The sequence below is a fragment of the Alistipes sp. UBA6068 genome, from assembly GCF_949428155.1.
Taxonomy (GTDB): Bacteria; Bacteroidota; Bacteroidia; order Bacteroidales; family Rikenellaceae; genus Alistipes; species Alistipes muris.
Genome location: NZ_CASQFS010000003.1, coordinates 1 through 18,057 on the forward strand (window position 1 = coordinate 1; position 18,057 = coordinate 18,057).

At 51.3% G+C, this 18,057-nt stretch carries 24 protein-coding genes; 18 read left to right on the plus strand and 6 right to left on the minus strand.

The annotated features are described in order from the left end of the window. Positions 1-1,045: 1,045 nt before the first annotated feature. From QVG21_RS02415 to QVG21_RS02435, 5 genes are all read left to right on the plus strand, one after another. Positions 1,046-1,378, plus strand: a complete 333-nt coding sequence (locus tag QVG21_RS02415; RefSeq protein WP_287921857.1) for a phage replication initiator YdaU family protein — start codon at positions 1,046-1,048, stop codon at positions 1,376-1,378. 71 nt (positions 1,379-1,449) lie between these two features. Continuing rightward, the gene (locus QVG21_RS02420; RefSeq protein WP_287921859.1) at positions 1,450-2,085 is read left to right on the plus strand and encodes a P-loop NTPase family protein; all 636 of its coding nucleotides are present in this window, start codon (positions 1,450-1,452) and stop codon (positions 2,083-2,085) included. Between the two features lie 27 nt (positions 2,086-2,112). Next, a complete protein-coding gene (locus tag QVG21_RS02425) occupies positions 2,113-2,388 on the plus strand; it encodes a hypothetical protein (protein ID WP_287921861.1) in 276 nt (91 codons plus the stop codon). 2 nt (positions 2,389-2,390) lie between these two features. Then, complete coding sequence (locus QVG21_RS02430; RefSeq protein ID WP_287921863.1) at positions 2,391-2,690, plus strand: HNH endonuclease signature motif containing protein; 300 nt, start codon at positions 2,391-2,393, stop codon at positions 2,688-2,690. A gap of 154 nt (positions 2,691-2,844) precedes the next feature. Then, positions 2,845-3,777: a tyrosine-type recombinase/integrase gene (locus tag QVG21_RS02435; RefSeq protein WP_287921866.1), complete on the plus strand. Its 933-nt coding sequence runs from the start codon at positions 2,845-2,847 to the stop codon at positions 3,775-3,777. Between the two features lie 271 nt (positions 3,778-4,048). Here QVG21_RS02435 and QVG21_RS02440 read toward each other — a convergent pair whose 3' ends face one another. Then, positions 4,049-4,936: a Fic family protein gene (locus QVG21_RS02440; protein ID WP_287921869.1), complete on the minus strand. Its 888-nt coding sequence runs from the start codon at positions 4,934-4,936 to the stop codon at positions 4,049-4,051. Between the two features lie 110 nt (positions 4,937-5,046). On the opposite strand from QVG21_RS02440, the gene QVG21_RS02445 reads away from it, so the two are divergent. The 6 genes from QVG21_RS02445 (at position 5,047) to QVG21_RS02470 (ending at position 11,589) form a co-directional block, all read left to right on the plus strand. Continuing rightward, the gene (locus tag QVG21_RS02445; protein ID WP_287921871.1) at positions 5,047-5,526 is read left to right on the plus strand and encodes a phage terminase small subunit P27 family; all 480 of its coding nucleotides are present in this window, start codon (positions 5,047-5,049) and stop codon (positions 5,524-5,526) included. An 11-nt stretch (positions 5,527-5,537) separates the two neighbouring features. After that, positions 5,538-7,205, plus strand: coding sequence for a terminase large subunit (locus tag QVG21_RS02450; protein WP_287921873.1), 1,668 nt, complete (start codon positions 5,538-5,540; stop codon positions 7,203-7,205). A 99-nt stretch (positions 7,206-7,304) separates the two neighbouring features. After that, positions 7,305-7,592, plus strand: coding sequence for a hypothetical protein (locus tag QVG21_RS02455; RefSeq protein WP_287921875.1), 288 nt, complete (start codon positions 7,305-7,307; stop codon positions 7,590-7,592). 63 nt (positions 7,593-7,655) lie between these two features. Further along, the gene (locus QVG21_RS02460) at positions 7,656-9,674 is read left to right on the plus strand and encodes an ATP-binding protein (RefSeq protein WP_287921877.1); all 2,019 of its coding nucleotides are present in this window, start codon (positions 7,656-7,658) and stop codon (positions 9,672-9,674) included. A 135-nt stretch (positions 9,675-9,809) separates the two neighbouring features. Beyond that, entirely contained in the window at positions 9,810-10,958 is a 1,149-nt protein-coding gene (locus QVG21_RS02465; RefSeq protein ID WP_287921880.1) for a phage portal protein, read from the plus strand. Then, on the plus strand, positions 10,945-11,589 hold the full coding sequence (locus tag QVG21_RS02470; RefSeq protein WP_287921882.1) for an HK97 family phage prohead protease: 645 nt from the start codon (positions 10,945-10,947) through the stop codon (positions 11,587-11,589). The genes QVG21_RS02465 and QVG21_RS02470 overlap by 14 nt, the downstream gene beginning before the upstream one ends. Positions 11,590-11,674: 85 nt before the next feature. Here the strand turns inward: QVG21_RS02470 and QVG21_RS02475 are convergent, their stop codons facing one another. From QVG21_RS02475 to QVG21_RS02485, 3 genes are all read right to left on the minus strand, one after another. Then, positions 11,675-11,833, minus strand: coding sequence for a nucleotidyl transferase AbiEii/AbiGii toxin family protein (locus QVG21_RS02475; RefSeq protein WP_287921885.1), 159 nt, complete (start codon positions 11,831-11,833; stop codon positions 11,675-11,677). Further along, complete coding sequence (locus QVG21_RS02480; protein WP_287921888.1) at positions 11,830-12,072, minus strand: hypothetical protein; 243 nt, start codon at positions 12,070-12,072, stop codon at positions 11,830-11,832. Before QVG21_RS02480 ends, QVG21_RS02475 begins: the two co-directional genes overlap by 4 nt. A 174-nt stretch (positions 12,073-12,246) precedes the next feature. Next, entirely contained in the window at positions 12,247-12,909 is a 663-nt protein-coding gene (locus QVG21_RS02485) for an NERD domain-containing protein (RefSeq protein WP_287921891.1), read from the minus strand. Positions 12,910-13,119: 210 nt separating this feature from the next. Here QVG21_RS02485 and QVG21_RS02490 point away from each other — a divergent pair, with 210 nt between their 5' ends. The 5 genes from QVG21_RS02490 to QVG21_RS02510 are packed head-to-tail and all read left to right on the plus strand — an operon-like array spanning position 13,120 to position 16,027. After that, the gene (locus QVG21_RS02490; protein ID WP_287921893.1) at positions 13,120-14,319 is read left to right on the plus strand and encodes a phage major capsid protein; all 1,200 of its coding nucleotides are present in this window, start codon (positions 13,120-13,122) and stop codon (positions 14,317-14,319) included. A gap of 3 nt (positions 14,320-14,322) precedes the next feature. Next, positions 14,323-14,859, plus strand: coding sequence for a head-tail connector protein (locus QVG21_RS02495; RefSeq protein ID WP_287921896.1), 537 nt, complete (start codon positions 14,323-14,325; stop codon positions 14,857-14,859). Further along, on the plus strand, positions 14,852-15,169 hold the full coding sequence (locus QVG21_RS02500; RefSeq protein WP_287921899.1) for a phage head closure protein: 318 nt from the start codon (positions 14,852-14,854) through the stop codon (positions 15,167-15,169). Before QVG21_RS02495 ends, QVG21_RS02500 begins: the two co-directional genes overlap by 8 nt. Further along, on the plus strand, positions 15,150-15,674 hold the full coding sequence (locus tag QVG21_RS02505) for an HK97-gp10 family putative phage morphogenesis protein (RefSeq protein ID WP_287921902.1): 525 nt from the start codon (positions 15,150-15,152) through the stop codon (positions 15,672-15,674). Before QVG21_RS02500 ends, QVG21_RS02505 begins: the two co-directional genes overlap by 20 nt. Next, positions 15,671-16,027 carry a hypothetical protein gene (locus tag QVG21_RS02510; RefSeq protein ID WP_287921905.1) on the plus strand — a complete coding sequence of 119 codons (357 nt, stop codon included), beginning with the start codon at positions 15,671-15,673 and terminating at the stop codon, positions 16,025-16,027. The genes QVG21_RS02505 and QVG21_RS02510 overlap by 4 nt, the downstream gene beginning before the upstream one ends. Here the strand turns inward: QVG21_RS02510 and QVG21_RS02515 are convergent. Then, positions 16,014-16,667 (minus strand): nucleotidyl transferase AbiEii/AbiGii toxin family protein, encoded by a 654-nt coding sequence (locus QVG21_RS02515; protein ID WP_287921908.1) that lies wholly within the window; start codon positions 16,665-16,667, stop codon positions 16,014-16,016. The two genes, QVG21_RS02510 and QVG21_RS02515, sit on opposite strands and share 14 nt — an antisense overlap. Beyond that, the gene (locus tag QVG21_RS02520) at positions 16,657-17,178 is read right to left on the minus strand and encodes a helix-turn-helix transcriptional regulator (RefSeq protein WP_287921911.1); all 522 of its coding nucleotides are present in this window, start codon (positions 17,176-17,178) and stop codon (positions 16,657-16,659) included. The genes QVG21_RS02515 and QVG21_RS02520 overlap by 11 nt, the downstream gene beginning before the upstream one ends. A 64-nt stretch (positions 17,179-17,242) precedes the next feature. Here QVG21_RS02520 and QVG21_RS02525 point away from each other — a divergent pair, with 64 nt between their 5' ends. After that, entirely contained in the window at positions 17,243-17,665 is a 423-nt protein-coding gene (locus QVG21_RS02525; protein ID WP_287921914.1) for a phage tail tube protein, read from the plus strand. Positions 17,666-17,670: 5 nt separating this feature from the next. After that, positions 17,671-18,030, plus strand: a complete 360-nt coding sequence (locus QVG21_RS02530; RefSeq protein ID WP_287921917.1) for a hypothetical protein — start codon at positions 17,671-17,673, stop codon at positions 18,028-18,030. The last annotated feature ends 27 nt before the right edge of the window (positions 18,031-18,057 follow it).

Below are 18,057 nucleotides of genomic sequence, written 5' to 3' on the forward strand. Positions count from 1 at the left end.
ACGGAAAGAGTAAGGCTGGCGGAACTTATGTGTGGGTATGTGTAAACGAGGGATTAGAGGGTTCAATACCAAGCATAAAGTAAAGTCTATGTCTTGACTAAAAAGGCATAGCAACAACAAGATGTATCTCTTTGTCAACTTGGCAGAGAAACTGCCAAACAAAGATAAAGATACGCCAGTAAACTAAATGTTTGCCGGCGTATCCTTGCGTTCTCTGACAAAATGGCAGAAAAACCCGGATGGAATAGAATTTGTGTGTCCGTGCCATAACTTGGAGACTTTGCGCTTTCAAATCCAGAGTCACCAAGGAAATTCATTGTTTCACTATTAACGCCTGCCAAAGGACGGGCATAAAACAAAAGCATTATGGACGATAAAATCGTGTCAGGACACTATGTCTATTGCACATTTATCACCAAAAATGGAATTCGAATCTACCCCAAGAGGGGGAAGAAATTCAGATTCTGGGTTTCCGATTAACAAATCCGTTTTAGGTGAAAGCGTTACTCTGTGAAGTAGCGTCTAATGTATTCCTTCCATCTTGTTATTTACATAACTCGTACCATTTCACACCTGTCAATTGCACTTGACAGGTGTTTTCTTGTTAAAGAACGCGCAAAGGTAAGAATATATTATGAAATACAATAATGTTTGAGGGCGAATTATTCCTATAGTCTGAACTGAGTATATAGAGTAGAAATTTTTGGATATAATACCAAATTCATAAGACTCTTGCTTCGACGATTCGAGGAATCAAAGTATGGACTTTGAATAGGATTCGTTGCTCGAATTTCTTGCAACAGCATTTAGAAATCCGAATGCTGCCGCCTATCGGAAAGTCTATTGTAACATGTTGCCCATGAATCGGACATGACAAAGATTCCAAACTCTTGAATCTTTGCTGCTCCGAAACACTGTAACCCATGCCTCCATTTGATAGGAGGATATACTCTTAACTAAGTTGGTACATCAAAGTATATAGAAGGGAAAAGAAAAAGGAAGTTCGGTGGGCGAAGAGAGAAAAAGTTGCGCGGAAAAGAGAGAAATGCCGCGTCTGAACCGGGCGCAGTTCCTCTCGACGCTCGATCCGGCGTGGCGGGAACCGATGACCGTATGGCTGGAGTACAAGCGCACCCGTCGCGAGAGTTATCGCAGCGAGTCGGGAGCGAGGAAATGTTTGTCGCTGCTGCGCAATCTCTCGGGCGGGGATCCGGCGATTGCCGCCGCCATCATCGACCGAAGCATCGCCAACAATTGGGCCGGACTGTTTCCGTTGCCGTCGGTACAGCCGGCACGGGGACAGCATCCCGGGCAGATCATCCATCCTGCGACCGATGAGCGTACCCGGCGGTTGTTGGAAAAGCTCGACCGCAAATGAAAAGTGGAACAATGACCTCTTTGCGCAAATACCGACGAACCTATTTTCACACGACAAAAACGAAACACCACATGAACCGCATCGCATCGCTTATCGATCGTATGGTCGCAGACAAACGCCTCGTCGTCCGCTCGCCGCACGACCTCTCGTGGGGCGACAGGGACTATTGCGAGGGGCTGTTCTGCGAAATCTTCCGGCGGGTCGATACTTCGATCGTGCGCTACCGCCAACTGCCCGAGTATGCCGGGATCATCGACTGGATGACCTCGACCGAAGGGCGCGGACTGTTGCTCTACGGAGATTGCGGACGCGGCAAGAGCGTTATCCTCACGGGCGTCGTTCCCGTATTGCTGGCGATGAAAGAGCGGATGACGGTCGCCATTCACGCCGACGAACTCTCCAAGCCTTACGACCTCGCCCTGCGGACGGCCGGATACGATGCGCATACGACGAACCTCGACTACCTGACCCGCACAGCTTATCCCATTATCGATGAGTTGGGCGTCGAGCCGCTCGTGAACGACTACGGCGAGAAGTACGAGGGTTTCAACCGCGTCATCAACGCTGCCGAACGCTATTTGCGGCCGTTGTTCATTTCGACGAACCTTACCCGCGAACAGCTGCTTCGCCGCTATGGAGAGCGGACTTTCGACCGGCTGACACGCCTGTGCCGTCCGGTGAAGTTCGAGGGCGAGAGCTTGCGTTGAACAACTTCTGAAAAAACAGAACACGATATGAAACTGCAACGAATCATTCATCATTTGGAAGATGGCCGCCGTAAATATGTAACCCATAACGGCGAGATGGAGAAGTGGACGGAGGTCGAGGTCGAAAACCTCCGTCGCAATATGAAACGATACGGCCCGGCGGCTTATACGGCCGACTTCGCCAAGTACGACATTTCGGTCCGTGAACTCCGCGAACGCTATCCCGATGCGAAGGTCATCCGCATCGTCGACTTCGAGACCGAGGATCACGACCTGCCGTTGAACCCCGAAATCATCTTCTGACGATGCCGAAGCTCAAGAAAACCGTCCGCCGTCCGTGGCTGCCGGAACATAAACCGCAGTCGGGACGCCGCCACGCCAACACGGAGTTTTACCGATCCGCTGCGTGGCGGAAACTGCGCCTCGTCAAACTGGAGCAGCAACCGCTGTGCGAGGAGTGCCTGAAACACGACCGGCATACTCCGACGCAGATGGTCGACCACATCGTCCCGATCAACCGGGGCGGGGCGCCGCTCGACTTGCAGAACCTGCAATCCCTCTGCAACTCCTGCCACAACCGCAAGAGTGCTCGGGAGCGAAGATAACACGATGTCGAACCTCTAAAACGAATGCCTATGATGTAAAGCGAGCAGGCGGTACGAAGACCTTGACTTGATATGTAAATCGAATATGGGAGAGATTGGCTGTTGGAAAAAATCGCTTCGTACCGCCTGCATTTTTATCAAAACCTCGACGACTATGCGAACGACCCTTAACCTGAATGAAATCATCTCCGAATGGATTTCGGAGTGCGACATACTCCCTGCCACCAAACAGGATTACCGGCGCAAGATCGCGCTGTGGTTCCGGTGGCTGTCGGCGCACGATGTCGATACCCGTTCTCCGGAGCGTCGGCACGTCTTGGAGTACAAACAGCAGCTGCAAGCCAAAGGCAAGAGCGTCTATACCGTGAACAGCCTCGTTACGATCCTCAAACTGTTTTACGGCTTCTGCGAGCGACAAGGTTACTACGACAATATCGCTGCCGGGATTCGCAGCAGCAAACGCCACACGGAGTACAGCAAATTACCGCTGACGGCGGAGCAGGCATTCCGGCTGTTGGACAGCATCGATACTTCGACAGTCATCGGACGCCGCGACCGACTGATGATTTCGTTGATGCTTTTCAACGGGCTTCGCACCTGCGAGGTGGAGCGTATCGATATCGGCGACTTCGCCGAACGCGAGGGGCAGCCGATCCTCCGCATCCAGCGCAAGGGACGCACGGACAAGAACGAGATCGTCGTGCTGCATCCCGACACGGTCGCGTGGCTGGAGGAGTATATCGCCGATCGGGATTTCGACGAGCATACTCCGTTGTTCGTCTCCCACAAGACGCGATGCGACAACCGGCTCGTGCGGCAGACGATCGGACGGATCATCAAACAACGCCTCGCCCGCATCGGCATCTCGCATCCGAAGATTTCGGCGCACTCGCTGCGGCACACGTTCGGAGCACTGATGGTCGAACAGGGCATAGACATCGAGACGATCAAGGATATGATGGGACACTCCGATACGAAAACTACGCGCATCTATATCGAGATGGCGCAGCAGCGACGGCTGCTCCATCACTCGCCGTCGATGACCATAGGCGATGCGATATTGAACAGCGGCGGCAAACCGCAATGATGATCGAAGTACAGTGAATTAATGAATTACGCTATATGTTTAACGGATAAAACGTTGCGATTTTCCGTAACTCGCTGAAACCCGACAGTGGGTATCAAAGAGTTGCGTGATCGAGGTACGCTCCCGACCGAAGACGGGGAGGGGTCGAAAATCCTTCGGACCCTGCGAAAACCAATCGCGCCCCAAGTCTTCTGTACGCGCGTGCAGAATTGGAGGAAACGGGAAATCCGTATTGCGGAGAATAAAATGCTCTTTGAAATATCGAACGGAATCAATACTCGATTTTGAAATAGTCGAGTACGGCTTTGTAGTTGTCTTGCGCCGTCAGACAGGTGTCTGTCAGATACTCCCGCACTTCCGGCCAGCGTTGCAAACCGCGATAATAAAACATCTTCAAATCGTCCGTGATGATGAACGGCACGATGCAGTTTGCCAAGCACTCCTTGAACATCACGAGCCGCCCGACACGTCCGTTGCCGTCCTGAAACGGATGGATCGCCTCGAACCGCTGGTGCAGGTCGAGAATGTCGGCCAACGATTTTTGCCGCTTGGCATTGTATTCGGCAAGGAGCGCTTTCATCTCCCGGCCGACGTGTTCGGGTGCGGTCGTTTCTTGTCCGCCTACTTCGTTGGGCAGGCGTTTGTAGGCGCCGACGGCAAACCACTCCTTACGGCTGTCGGAGGTGCCCGATTTGAGTAGGGCGTGCAGTTCCTTGATAAGCGATTCGGTCAGTCGCTCCTCGGCACGGTCGATAACGAGGTCGATGCAGCGGAAGTGGTTCGTCGTTTCGATAATGTCGTCTACACGGATACTTTCGCCCTTGATGCCGACGGTGTTCGTCTCGAAGATATAACGCGTCTGGTCGTGCGTCAGTCGGCTGCCCTCGATGTGGTTGGAGTTGTAGGTCAGATCGATCTGCGTCTTGTGGTAAATGCCGCCTTTGAGCTGCATGGCCTTTTGCTCGCGCAGTGCGATGAGCAGCGGCGACAGTTTCGAGCGGCAACGTTTGCGCGCGGGCAAAGCGGCATCGGCGGGAATGTTCCATGTCTTTCCCGTAAGAAATGCACCCTCGATTTTCTCTGCGGCGCAATAGTTACGCGCCGTGCGCTCCGAAATGCCGTATTTCTCGGCGAATGCCACTACTGAAATATACTCCATAAACTCCGTCTATCGGCAAGTATGATTCCGATTTCGATGCCAAAGATAGCGATATTTGCCGGTATCGGCAAATTATAAATAGAATTTCTATTGGATAATGAAATATTGAAATGGCGAAAGGACGCAAGAAACTACCTGATGTATTGAAATCCTTACGGGGTACGGACCAGCCGTGCCGGATGACCGGCGGAGCTGTTTCCGCCGGAACCGCCGTTGCGACATTGCCGCGCTCCGGATTGAAAGGTACGGCGAAGAAGGTGTTCGAGGTCGTGGCGACGGAGTTGATCCACAAATGCCTGTTAGATGTCGTCGGTGTGGATCTGGTTGTTGCCTATGCTCGCGAAATGGGGCTGTACCACGATATGATGCGCGAAACCGAAAAAGAGGGATACACCATCGAAGTGATGACAAAACACGGTACGGCGACGGTCGTCAACCCCAAGCGCAAGATTGCGGAATCGGCGCTCGCCAATGCTAAGGCGCTGGCTGCCGCGTTCGGGTTGACGCCTGCCAGTCGCAATCGTGTGGCGGCTTTGCTTTCGGATAATACGCCGAAAGACGATTTTGCCGAGTTCGAGGAGATAAAGTAGATTATCGCAATATGGCTGCTGTCAAGAAATATCCCGCCGAACTTTATGCCGAGCAGGTACGCTCCGGCGGGATTTTCGCCTGCGAATATGTCCGCCTCGCCGTCGAGCGTTACTACGCCGACCTCGACCGTGCGCTCGACAAAGGTCGGTATTTCGATAAGAAAGCCGCAATGCGCGCTATCCATTTTATCGAAAAGCTCAAACACACCAAAGGCGAATGGGCGGGACAGCGATTCCGACTGGAGCCGTGGCAGCAGTTCGTATTGTGGAACATCTTCGGGTGGAAGAATGCCGACGGCACGCGCCGCTTCCGATACGCTTATATCGAAATCGCACGCAAGAACGGCAAAACCGCACTGTCTGCCGGCATCGGGCTGTATATGCTTTTCGCCGACGGCGAGAGCCGCCCGGAGGTTTATTCGGCCGCGACGGTCAAGGATCAGGCGAAGATATGCTTTTCGGATGCTGTGGAAATCGTCAAGGCGACCGACCTGAAAAACTACCTTACGCCATACCGAAATTCGATCGTCTATGAACTCAAAGGCGGTACGATGAAGCCTTTGTCATCGGATTACGGCACGCACGACGGTCTGAACCCGAGTTGCGGCATCATCGACGAGTTCCACGCCCACAAGGACAGCGGAATGTTCGACGTCATCAAGTCGGCTTTCGGCGCACGGCGACAACCGCTGATGTTCGTCATCACGACGGCCGGTTTCAACAAGTCGGGGGCCTGCTATGCCTATCGGGAGAACGTCATCAAAGTGCTGCGCGGTGTGAACGAGGACGATTCGTTGTTCGGGATCATCTACACGCTCGACGATAAATCGGAGCGGGACGACCCGAAGATGTGGATCAAGGCCAATCCCAACCTCGGCGTGAGTTTGAGTGCCGACTACCTCGCCGACCAAGTCAAGGATGCCAAGAACCGTCCCGAAGCCGTCCGCAACGTGATGACGAAGAACGTCGATCTGTGGGTCGATGCCGAACGGACGTGGATACTCGATGACGCTTGGCAAAAGTGCATCGGCACGACTGCTCCCGCCGATTTGAAAGGCTGCGCCTGCTGGGGCGGGTTGGACCTCTCGAACGTATCGGACATTACGGCCTATGTGCTGCTTTTCCACGAGAACGACCGTTTCCAGTTGCTGCCGCACTTTTGGATTCCAGAAGAGAAGATGCTGGAGAAGATCCGCAAAGAGAATATCAACTACGACAAGTGGGTGGCGGAGGGCTATGTAACCGTTACGCCGGGCAATGTCATCGACTACGACTTCGTCAAGGCGGATATCCTGCGTATCGTGGCTGATTACGATCTGCGGACATCGGCTTACGACCGCTGGAACTCTTCGCAGACGATCATCGACTTGCAGAACGAGGGGATGGAGTGCAACCCCTTCGGACAGGGCTACGGCTCGATGTCGGCGCCGACCAAGGAGTTCGAGAAACTGGTGCTGACCGGGAAGATCGAACACTTCGGCAATCCGGTCCTGCGGTGGATGCTCGCATCGACGGTCGTCAAGACCGATCCTGCGGGCAACATCAAACCTGACAAGGAGAAATCGATGCAGAAGATCGACGGCATCGTCGCGGCGATTATGGCACTCGGCGAATGGATGACCGCACAGGCCAACGACGAGCGCAATCCGTATGAAAACAGAGGATTATTGACCTTATAACACGATACGATTATGAGCAGCAGAAAAATGAACATTTGCGATGAGCGAGAGCAGAGACGGCTCGCAGACTATGCCGAGCGTAGCAAATGTGCATCGAAGATGAACCGAAAACAATACAAGCGTTATCACTCGCCGGTCATCGCCGCCGAGCGCGAGAAAGTCGAAGCGGAACTGTCGGCGATGAATCCGCTCGAACCCGAAGTGCGGCATTTCCTCTCGTTCGAGGGCTTCGCGGAACTCTACCTCCGTATGCGCGACCTCTATCCGACGCAGTTGGAGGCTTACGAGCGGTTGGAGGATTTCTACATCACTATCACCGGCAAACGCAGGTACTCCGAATTCAGTTCATTCAGGAGGGTGTTGAGTAGAATGAGAAAAAACTTCTAATTAATATCGAGTAATTTTAAATTTACTATATTTGTAATGATAAATATAAAGACTCGAATAATTATGAGTAGGCTGAACATAATTGGAATTGTTAAAGGCATTAGAAGTAAAACGAATGTTTATACACCTATTATCGAGGCTGTTGTCAATGCGATTGATTCAATTTATGAATCAGGTCGCAAAGATGGAGAAATAACTATCCTCATCAAACGAGAAGCAGAATTCTCTTTTGGAGATGGTAATTTACCGGCTGTGCAAAGTATAGAAGTTATTGATAATGGGGTCGGATTTACTCAAAAAAACAGAGATTCATTTGATACTTTTTATAGTGATATGAAGATCGCTCGAGGCGGAAAAGGATTCGGGCGTTTTATGTTCTTAAAATACTTTGGGGATACATCGGTTAGTAGTATATACAAAACAGAAGGAGGAGAATTCAGATTACGTCAATTCCAATTTGGAAAACAATTTGATATAGTCGTTAATGAAACGGATGTTCATTCTGAGAAGTCAGATACAGAAACTCATATATATCTGAATAATATCATTGATAATAAATACATTGATAAAGGGCTGGAAACTATTGCTCGAAAACTATTAGAACGGCTTTTAATATTCTTTATTGACGATTCGGCTCCTTGCCCAATTATTAAGGTGGTAGATGCTTCGGATACTGGTGCTCCTATCATTTTGAATCATTATATTAGTCAAGATGATAGCGATATAAAATTATTGGACACCAAACCATATGAAATCAGTTCTCCACTATCATTGGAGTCAAGTCATTTTATTGCAAAAATATTCAAGGTATTTTATGCACAAAATCAAAAGAGCAAAATTTGTTTAACAGGGCATAGTAGAGAAGTGACAGAGACTACTTTACAAAATTATATTCCCGAATTTGAAGATGATTTTTTTGAAGAAGAACAACGAGGGAAAGAAACCATCAGGAAAAATTATATTGTTAAAGTTTATGTAGTAGGTTCATATCTTAATGATAATGTTTCTATTGAACGGGAAACTTTTAATTTCGATAAAGATAAGTATAGTGATTTATATCCATATTCTCAAACTGATATTGAAAAAGGGGCTGCTGATAAGGTCCGCGAACTTTTTAATAATGAGGTAAAAGTCCGGGAAGGGAAAAAAGTTTCTCGAATTACAGAATATATCACATCTTCGGCTCCATGGCACAGATCATATATGGAAGACCTGCCGCTTGATAAAATTCCATATCATGCTACAGAGGAGCAAATAGAATTAGCTTTTCAGAAAGTTAAGTTTAAAAAAGAGCAAGAAGCTCGTATTGAATTAAAAAGTATATTGAATGAAGAGCAATCAGAAGAATCTTCTTTTGATACTGATTTACGTGGATTGATTTCAAAAGTAACAGAAGCCGGTAAAAATGATCTTGCTCATTATGTGTGTAATCGCCGTATTGTATTAAAGTTATTACAACAACTTTTGAAACGACGAGATGATGGGAAAGCGGAATTAGAGAAAGAATTGCATAATTTGATATTTCCTATGGGTGGAGACTCTAATACGACTGACTATACTGAACATAATTTATGGTTATTGGATGAACGTCTCGTTTTTTCTGAATACATTGCGTCAGATAAAAAAATATCTGCAAAAGTTGCTCCGACAGAACCGGATATTGTTATTTTTGACAAAAAACGATCATTTCGCAATGGAGATAACGAATTTAGCAATCCATTAACAGTTTTTGAATTTAAGAGGCCCAAACGAACTGCTTACACGGCAGATGAAGATCCAATTATACAAGTAGGTAACTATATTAATGAGATTCGTGCTGGAAAATATGAAACTCCGGAAGGTGTTGAGAAAGTAAAAGTGAATGATTGTACGCCAGTTTATGGCTATATTGTTTGCGATCCTTGTGATAAAATAACACAATTTGCCAGAAATCATCAATTGACACCCAGCCCAGATCAAGAAGGGTATTATGGTTTTCATTCGGGATTTAAGATCTACTTTGAGATTTTAAGTTATAAACGGCTGCTATCGAATGCAGATTTAAGAAATAAGATATTTTTTAGGAAATTAAATATCGATTAACGGACATTGTCTTATCCATATCTCGAACCGCTTCGCTATGTTTGCCTCGGATAAAGGCAAGTGATAGTGAAGTGGTTTCCTTTTTTGCACAGGGGCGAGCGACGCGATATTTCATCGGTCGAGTTCGAGGCGGCGGTGAATAAAGTCATTACCGCCGACACGGTCGCCGATGCCACGCACCAGCCGTATATCACCGAGGAGGGCGCATTGAACCTCACGGCGGTTTGGGCTTGCGTGCGAATCCTCTCCGAAACGGTCGGAACGCTCCCGCTGCACCTCTATCGCCGTACTGCTCGCGGTCGTGAGCGGCAGTACGACCACCTCTGCCACCGACTCGTGCTGGCTCCCAACTCCTATTCCACTCGTTTCGACCTGATGCACCATCTGATGGTCTCATGCACTCTGTGGGGCAACGGCTATGTCCGCATCTTTCGGGACAAACGCTACCGTCCCGTTCGACTGAAATTCATCCATCCTGCCCGTATCGAGCCGCTCCTTACCGATAACGACGAACTCTTCTATCGATCGGACACGGGCGAACTGCTCCCGAACGAGGACGTCATCCACCTGCACGGGCTTTCGACCAACGGCTACAAGGGCAAAAGCCCGATCGCCGTCCATCGCGATAACCTCGCACTCTCCGTCTCGGCGCAACTCTACGGCAAACGCTTTTTCGATCAGGGCGGCAATATGTCGGGCGTCTTCAAATATCCCTCGACGCTCAAACCCGAAGCCTACCAGCGTCTCAAGAAAGACCTCATTGCCCAATCGGTCGGTTTGCACAACGCCCACGTCCCGCTGCTGTTGGAGGGCGGTATGACTTACGAACGCATCTCCATTCCTCCCGAAGATGCGCAGTTCATCGCCACGCGCAAGTTCCAAAAGACCGAAATCGCCACCATCTACGGCATTCCGCCCCATATGATCGCCGACCTGGAACGTGCCACGAACAACAACATCGAGCATCAGGGTATGGAGTTCGTGCAGTATTGCCTGATGCCGTACCTCGTCCGCATTGAGGAGGAGTTCAACCGCAAACTGCTCCGCGAGGACGAGTTCGGGGAGTATTACTTCCTCTTCGGCCTGAATGGACTGCTGCGCGGCGATGCCAAGACCCGCTCGGAATACTACAAGAATATGAATATCGTTGGTGCGATGTCTGCCAACGAAATCCGCTCTCTCGAAGATATGAACTCCTACGATGGCGGCGACGAATATTTCGTACAAATGAACATGCAGCCGGTAACGACTGCCGTAAAACTTAAAACGAATGGCACTGAATAATGAAATAGAGATCCGGAGCCTTGTCGGCGATCTGCATATCGAGAGCCGCGAGGAGGGGACCGTCAGCCGGACGATCGTCGGCTATGCCGCGAAGTTCGAGAGTTGGAGCGACCCTATTATGGGGTGGTTCCGGGAGAAGATCGCTCGGGGCGCGTTCGATGGATGCGATCTGTCGGACGTCATCATGTGTTTCAACCATAACACCGATTCGATTCTCGCCCGCACAACGAGCGGTACGCTGCGATTGGAGGTAGACGATGTAGGTCTGCGCTTCGCATTCGAGGCTCCGAATACGACCTTGGGGAGCGATATGCTGGAACTGGTACGCCGAGGCGACGTCTCGAAATGTTCGTTCCGCTTCGGCGTCGAGCAGGACGAGTGGCAGTATGCCGACGAGCAGAACGGTCTCGCGATGGACGAGCGGACGATACTCCGGTTTTCGCGTGTGGTGGATGTGTCGCTCGTGGTATTTCCTGCCTATCCCGAAACCGAAGCCTCGGTGCGGCATCTCGAAGAACGAAAAGCCGAGTATCTGCGCGAACACGCCCCGCAGCCGGAACGAAGTGACCGAGCTGTCACCGAAAGCCGGGCGAGAAAGCGACTGGTTGAGAGTTTACGGATCAAGCAGTAACAAAAAATGGATGCAATTTTCATTGTATCCACTCAATTTTGTTTCAATAACCCTTTGATGTATTCTTCGATTTCGACCGCTGAAATTATTGTGTTTGCCAACGCATGAAATCGAGATCTTCGCTCTTACGGTGGTCGAGTTGGATAGCCAATGCCGTACCGCCGACAAGCGCCCATTCTTCGATGCACTCGAGTCGGGATACTCGTTCGATAATCGCTTCGGTATGTTCGGCTATACCTCTCATGCGGTTAATTTTGAAAGGTGGCGCGTCATCATCGCTTTCAGATAGCGATCCGGATAACGAATGCCGAAATAATACCAAGCGAAAAAACGATTGAGCGAATAATAGTAATCGCCCTGCACGACCATCGTCCGGCGCCAGACATCTTTGATTTTCTTTGCCGGGAAAAGCCGGAACAGCAAATCGATATCGTCCAAATCGAGTTTTTCGAGAGCGGCTTCTATCAGTTGATCGTCGGACATATTTTTCCGAACGGACCTCTTATCATACGACCAGAACCCGCCTGCGACCATCAATTTATCAACGATATGCTCCCGAATATTCATACTGCAAAGATAATACTTTCTTATTTCAGAATGCTGTATTATTCCTAATTATTATCGGCAAATCATGTTCCGAAATGAAAAAATAACACTTCAGCAACGACGCGTGAACTTGCATATCGGATAATCGGAGCATCCGTAAAATCGGCCGTATGTCCCTTTTCTCTCGACCAACCGGCCGCCGCATCGCGGACAAAGACCAGAGGCAAGTGCATGTTCATAGTGGGCCGCTGTTTGCCGAACCCGTTTTACATGTTCACGGTTACGACCAGCAGTCGTAACATTCGCCTGTTGCAGGGTGGCTGCAATGCGCTGTACCTGCTCATCGTCGATAACTTCCGTTCGATACTGCTTGATCGTCGGGACCAACTCTCCCCAATAGATAACGTGTGCACTTTCAACGGTTACGTTCATAGAGGCTTTCCCGGAAAAGGCGACGATCGAAATAATCGGATATCGGCCGCCGTCCGACAAAGTTTGCCGTACAGCACGGATATGCGCCTGATTCTGCCTCACTGGATTGGCAAGTGCATATTTATAACCATAGAGATTCTGTGTCCACTTTTCGCTGTTTTCGTGTCCGAATATCCAGCCTTTGTAGTTCTTCGTTTCGATGACGAATATTCCATACTTGGACACCACGATATGGTCTATCTGCGACGTTCCTCGGTTTGTTTTCAAGATCACGTCGTCAAGAATACGATAGTCATCGGACAAAAGCGTATTGAGCCTTGCCGATACGATCCGTTCGCCCATACGACCTTTTATCTTCGGTCGAAACACTCGAAGCGTAATTGTAAGAGCGATTACTATTATCCCGATAAATATTCCTGACATAGATTTGTTTTGAATGCCGGTACAAAATTAATCGTTTTATCGAATCGGTCGGTCAACTGCGACAAAGTTTCCTTTTAGAGGCTGTTCGATGGATTAAGTTTGCTTCCGAACGAACCAATAACGAGATTTATGAGCAAACTGAAAACCCTTAAAGAGAGCCGCGCTGCCGTGTTCGCAAAGATCGACGAGTTGCGTACCGCGACCGACGGGCGCGAGATGACCTCCGAGGAGCAGGAGCGGTGGAATACGTTGCTTGCGGAGTACGAGCAGGCCGATCGCGCCGTCGAGGCTGAGGAGCGCTACGTCGATATCGAGCGCCGGCAGGCCGAGCTGCAGTATGCCCGACAGACTTCCGGCGAGCAGCTCGACGAGCGCCGTGCCGAGGAATACCGCACTGCTTTCCGCGACTACCTGCTGCGCGGGGCTGCAGATATTTCGCCCGAACACCGGACACTCTTCGAGCAGCGCGCCGGCATCACGGGTTTGTCGGGCGGCGTGGTCGTTCCTTCGTCGCTCGCCGACAGTATCGAGGTCGCGCTGAAAGCCTACGGCGGGATGTTCGAGGCGGGTTCCATCCTCACCACGAGCAAGGGTGGCGATCTGATTATGCCGACGGCGAACAATACCGATGCGAAAGCTACGGTCGTGGCCGAATACCAGCAGTCCGCCAAATCCGCACCATCGTTCGGCTCCGAAACGCTCAAAGCCTATACCTACCGCACGCCTATCGTCCCCGTGTCATTGGAATTGTTGCAGGATTCGGCATTCGACCTCGAAGCGCTGCTCTCGGGGCTGTTGGCCGAGTCGTTCGGACGCGGTATCAACTACGACCTCACGCGCGGCGACGGCAAGGGCAAACCCAAGGGCATCGTCGAGTGGGCTACGGCATCGGATGCTCAACCGGCCGCTGCCGCCATTACGTTGGATAATATCATCGACCTCGTGAAAGGCGTGGATTCTTCCTATGCCCGGCACGGGCGGTTCATGTTCAACCGCAATACGCTCTACTCGCTCGTCAAGATCAAGGATACGACAGGACGCTACATCTGGCAGGAGGGTGCGAAGGACGGCACGCCGCCGACGTTGTTCGGTAAACCTTATATCCTGAACGACGACCTCGACGATGCCGCATCGGGTAAGACCTCGGTGCTGTTCGGAGACTTTTCGAAGTTCAAGATCCGTATGGTCAAGTCGTTTCGCGTGATCCGCCTGAACGAGCTGTTGGCCGAGTATCTTTCGATCGGCCTGTTCGGCTTCGCCCGCGTGGATGGCATCCTGTTGGATGCCGGTACGCACCCCGTCCACAAGTTGGTGCATAAATCGGCGTAAGGTATGACGGTAATCGAGATGCGGGAGCCGCCGATCGCGTTGGAACTCGCCAAGCAGCACCTGCGGGTAGGCAGCGCCACCCATGACGATACTTTGATCGCTGCGAAACTCGATATGGCCGTTGCCGCGGCGGAGGATATGACAGGACGGACCATTCGGGAGAAGAGGGTACGGTTCGACGTATCGATCCCCTCCGACGCTCCCATCGTCCGCTTGCCCGTCCCTACGATGCGCATCGAGCGGTTCTCCGTCTCTCGAATCATCGTTTCCGAATCCGATTATACGCTCATGGAGGATGACTACGCCCCGATGCTGATTGCCGAGCCGCAGTACGGCGGACAGACTGCAACGGTTACAGCCGTCGTCGGCTACGATAAGGAGAGCATTCCTCCGGCAATCGAGGCGGCTATTCTGCTGATCTTGGGCACGCTCTACGACAACGAATCGGACAACCTCGTCGGCCGCTCCGTTTCGGAGCTGCCGCTCACGGCCGAGAAACTCCTGCTCCCGTGGCGGGTAACCCCTTATGGCGATGTTTGACACGAGAATCGAAATTCTCGAATACGTCGAGGAGCGGGATGAGTACAACGATCTCACGAAATCGCTCCGGAGCGTCGCCGTCTGCTACGCCCAGCGCACCGAGAACGGCGGTCGGGAGAACCTATACGCCGGGCGCATTGTCCACGAGAACGAAGTGGTCTATACGATCCGCTGGCAACCCGACCTGCGCCCCGATATGGTCGTTCGCGACGAGGGGTATCTGCGGAAGATAACCTCGATCCACGAGGAGGGACGCCGCTGGCGCCTGCACCTCAAATGCCGGAAGAGCGATGCTGACGATCGAGGTTGAAGGTTATGCCGAAGCCAAGCGGATTATGGACGAACTGCCGAACACGATGCAGAAGCGGATGCTGCTTGTAGCTCTGCACGCCTCGGCCAAACCGATGCTGCAATCGGCACGGAGCAAAGTCCCGGTCCGCACGGGCAAACTGAAGAAACAGCTGCGCACGGTTCGCTACAAGGACCGCAATGCCTCGAAGTCGGAGGTGGCTATCGCTGTGAAGCCGGTCTTCGGGCGCACGAAGAAGAAAGGCACCGTGAACGAATACTACGGCAAGTTCATCCACGAGGGGACTGCCGATCCGCGCACCTCGAAAAAGGGCAAACTGTTGGTATTCGACGATGCGCAGGGCAAAAAGGTCTTCGTCCGCAGCGTCGAGGGCATCCGGCCGACGCCTTATTTGGAACAGGCTTATACGGAGAACTCCGAGCGTACGGTCGCACTTTTCGGCAACGAGTTGGCCGCGGCGGTCGAGAAGTTCGTGAATAAAAACTTCAAACCGGTATCGAAATGAAAGATTTCAAGACGCAGTTAATTTCGCTGTTGGAGCGGGATATTCTCGAATTGGCGGATAAAATCCAAGCCGGTGCGGTCGATGCCCGGACGCCTGCGCCTTTCGCCGCGTTCTCCGTACCGGAGGAGACGCCCGTAAGGACGCTGCACGGCATCGCCGGCTATCGGACGATGTTCGAGGTAGCGGTCTATGACAGTAAGTTCTCCGGCGCGGAACGCTTCAAGCATCGGGTGATCGCCGCCTTGGAGGGTGCGGAGTTCGACGGCAAGCGCAGCCGTTTCGTCTCTTCGGCGGCAGAATACTACGCAGATTATGACCTGTATGGTGCGACAATGACATTCAGAATTGTTTAACCCAATCCGTAAAATCGAGTTTTATGAGTTGCCAGATTTTATTTTCAAGACAAACAGGGTCGGGATCGCCATCCGCTTTCGTAAAATCGGTCAATCCCGCAAGGCATTCTTCGCGCGATGCTCCGTAGGGATATCGTGCTGCGTATAAAGCGAGCAGTTGTTCGATAGAATAGGCATTATGAAGAAGATGCAAATCCCAAAAATCCTTTTTACGGCCACTGCGGGCGATAACATCCATCTTCATCGCAACGATGTCGTCTACGGACGCCATACGGATCGTATCGTGCTGCTCTGCCGGACGGATGAAGTCATCCGTATAGAACAGGTCGAGTTTTACGGACTCTTCCCGGCTCTGTCCGATGATATATGAGGCTCCGAAGCCGACGATCTCTCCGCAATCACCCTGACAATAAGGAAACTCTTTGCGCAGAATATCCTGCAATTTATGGAAATCCAAAGATCTATACTCGGCATCGGTAAATAGATCTATATCGTCGGACATACGATGTCCATAGCGCAGACTGAGCGAGGTGCCGCCGACAAGGCGGAATGGGGCGAATGCTTCGAGCGTCATCAGATGTTCGAGCGACGACCGTAGAATGGGTTTGACAGTATGGTATTGCAACGCTTTATGCTTCATAATCGAGATATTGCTTCAGGTTCTTTTTGATAACCGATGAGAATGGAGATGACGGCGATAATCCGATCTTGCTGAAAATGGTTTCTCGACCATAAAAACGGATGGTCTCGATGATCTCTTCTTCATTGCCTCGCTCCATTACGCGATTGATAACGTAACTGCTATGGGCATCCCAATCGATTTTGTCGAACGATGTGTCCCAAAACAGGGAAGGTCTGTATTTGTCGGGATCCGGATGGTGAGCGGACGAAAGTTTTCGTTTCTCCTGCACAATGTCGTAGTGAACCTGCAGGGTCATGAGTATGCCTTCCTCCAATGCGAGTGCATGTTCGATTCGCAACGACAGCGGAATATTCATCGACCTGCGGCCGCGAATAATGGCGCTTATGGTTTGGGGATGCTCACCGATAGATTCAGCGAACCGCCCGCTTTTCAGGTTTCGATTATTCAGCTCTCGTTGTAAGAAGAGTCCCGGATGTACTCCTTTCAGTATGTCGATTAAATTGCTCATACAATGCAAAAGTAAACACATCTGTTTATTTTAACAAATTTTATACCGAAATATTTTTACGCTTATGCCTGAAATTTACGGAAACAAACAGGTCGTCCAAGGCGAGGACATCATCCTCTTGGTGGACGATAAGACGACGCTCCATGCCACGACGCACACGCTGAAGGTGGACTTGGAGATGAAAGAGCTGCGCACGAAGGATACCGACGGCAAGGAGAAGTGGCCGGGCGATGTCTCGTGGTCGGTGGACGGCGACGATTCGATCGGGAACAGCCATACCGCCGAGGAAGTCCTCGACTTGGTGCTTCAAAAGAAACTCGTCGATGTAGTCGTCAAATCGCCGCTCACGGGACTCGCAAAGATGTACACGGGCAAAGCCTACATCACGACATTCTCGCTCTCGACGCCTGCGGGCGATAACGCTTCTTACAGTTATTCGCTTACAGGCAGCGGCAACCTGACACCTGTAGACAAACCTAAATCCTGACCGCAATGAAAGAGATCATCATTCAAGGTTCGCCGCATCCGATCCATTTCGGATTGCGCGCCATCGATGAGTTCGTCAAGCAGCGCGGTGCGGAGTTCGGGCAGACGGTCGCTTCGACCGACGCGCTCGGATCGCTGGACAGCATCGTTGCGCTGACCGCTACGGGTCTCAACGAGGGCGCACGGCGTGCCGACAGCGACCGCCGCTACACTGAAGACGAGGTGTGGGACATCTTCGACGAGGAGCCGTCGCTCATCCTCGCTGTCTCGGAACTCTTCGTCGAGAGCATCGCGCCGCTGACGGATAAGTTGGGCGACCTCTCAAAAAACGGGAAACGCCCGACGACGGGGAGCCGCAAACGGTAACCTACGAGCGGTGGTTCGCCATCGCCG

What these genes read in the sequence shown, in the direction of transcription:
- QVG21_RS02415 (WP_287921857.1), top strand. Translation starts at nt 1,046, where the DNA reads ATGCCGCGTCTGAACCGGGCGCAGTTCCTCTCGACGCTCGATCCGGCG.
- QVG21_RS02420 (WP_287921859.1), top strand. Translation starts at nt 1,450, where the DNA reads ATGAACCGCATCGCATCGCTTATCGATCGTATGGTCGCAGACAAACGC.
- QVG21_RS02425 (WP_287921861.1), top strand. Translation starts at nt 2,113, where the DNA reads ATGAAACTGCAACGAATCATTCATCATTTGGAAGATGGCCGCCGTAAA.
- QVG21_RS02430 (WP_287921863.1), top strand. Translation starts at nt 2,391, where the DNA reads ATGCCGAAGCTCAAGAAAACCGTCCGCCGTCCGTGGCTGCCGGAACAT.
- QVG21_RS02435 (WP_287921866.1), top strand. Translation starts at nt 2,845, where the DNA reads ATGCGAACGACCCTTAACCTGAATGAAATCATCTCCGAATGGATTTCG.
- QVG21_RS02440 (WP_287921869.1), bottom strand. Translation starts at nt 4,936, where the DNA reads ATGGAGTATATTTCAGTAGTGGCATTCGCCGAGAAATACGGCATTTCG.
- QVG21_RS02445 (WP_287921871.1), top strand. Translation starts at nt 5,047, where the DNA reads ATGGCGAAAGGACGCAAGAAACTACCTGATGTATTGAAATCCTTACGG.
- QVG21_RS02450 (WP_287921873.1), top strand. Translation starts at nt 5,538, where the DNA reads ATGGCTGCTGTCAAGAAATATCCCGCCGAACTTTATGCCGAGCAGGTA.
- QVG21_RS02455 (WP_287921875.1), top strand. Translation starts at nt 7,305, where the DNA reads ATGAACCGAAAACAATACAAGCGTTATCACTCGCCGGTCATCGCCGCC.
- QVG21_RS02460 (WP_287921877.1), top strand. Translation starts at nt 7,656, where the DNA reads ATGAGTAGGCTGAACATAATTGGAATTGTTAAAGGCATTAGAAGTAAA.
- QVG21_RS02470 (WP_287921882.1), top strand. Translation starts at nt 10,945, where the DNA reads ATGGCACTGAATAATGAAATAGAGATCCGGAGCCTTGTCGGCGATCTG.
- QVG21_RS02475 (WP_287921885.1), bottom strand. Translation starts at nt 11,833, where the DNA reads ATGAGAGGTATAGCCGAACATACCGAAGCGATTATCGAACGAGTATCC.
- QVG21_RS02480 (WP_287921888.1), bottom strand. Translation starts at nt 12,072, where the DNA reads ATGTCCGACGATCAACTGATAGAAGCCGCTCTCGAAAAACTCGATTTG.
- QVG21_RS02485 (WP_287921891.1), bottom strand. Translation starts at nt 12,909, where the DNA reads ATGGGCGAACGGATCGTATCGGCAAGGCTCAATACGCTTTTGTCCGAT.
- QVG21_RS02490 (WP_287921893.1), top strand. Translation starts at nt 13,120, where the DNA reads ATGAGCAAACTGAAAACCCTTAAAGAGAGCCGCGCTGCCGTGTTCGCA.
- QVG21_RS02495 (WP_287921896.1), top strand. Translation starts at nt 14,323, where the DNA reads ATGACGGTAATCGAGATGCGGGAGCCGCCGATCGCGTTGGAACTCGCC.
- QVG21_RS02500 (WP_287921899.1), top strand. Translation starts at nt 14,852, where the DNA reads ATGTTTGACACGAGAATCGAAATTCTCGAATACGTCGAGGAGCGGGAT.
- QVG21_RS02505 (WP_287921902.1), top strand. Translation starts at nt 15,150, where the DNA reads ATGCTGACGATCGAGGTTGAAGGTTATGCCGAAGCCAAGCGGATTATG.
- QVG21_RS02510 (WP_287921905.1), top strand. Translation starts at nt 15,671, where the DNA reads ATGAAAGATTTCAAGACGCAGTTAATTTCGCTGTTGGAGCGGGATATT.
- QVG21_RS02515 (WP_287921908.1), bottom strand. Translation starts at nt 16,667, where the DNA reads ATGAAGCATAAAGCGTTGCAATACCATACTGTCAAACCCATTCTACGG.
- QVG21_RS02520 (WP_287921911.1), bottom strand. Translation starts at nt 17,178, where the DNA reads ATGAGCAATTTAATCGACATACTGAAAGGAGTACATCCGGGACTCTTC.
- QVG21_RS02525 (WP_287921914.1), top strand. Translation starts at nt 17,243, where the DNA reads ATGCCTGAAATTTACGGAAACAAACAGGTCGTCCAAGGCGAGGACATC.
- QVG21_RS02530 (WP_287921917.1), top strand. Translation starts at nt 17,671, where the DNA reads ATGAAAGAGATCATCATTCAAGGTTCGCCGCATCCGATCCATTTCGGA.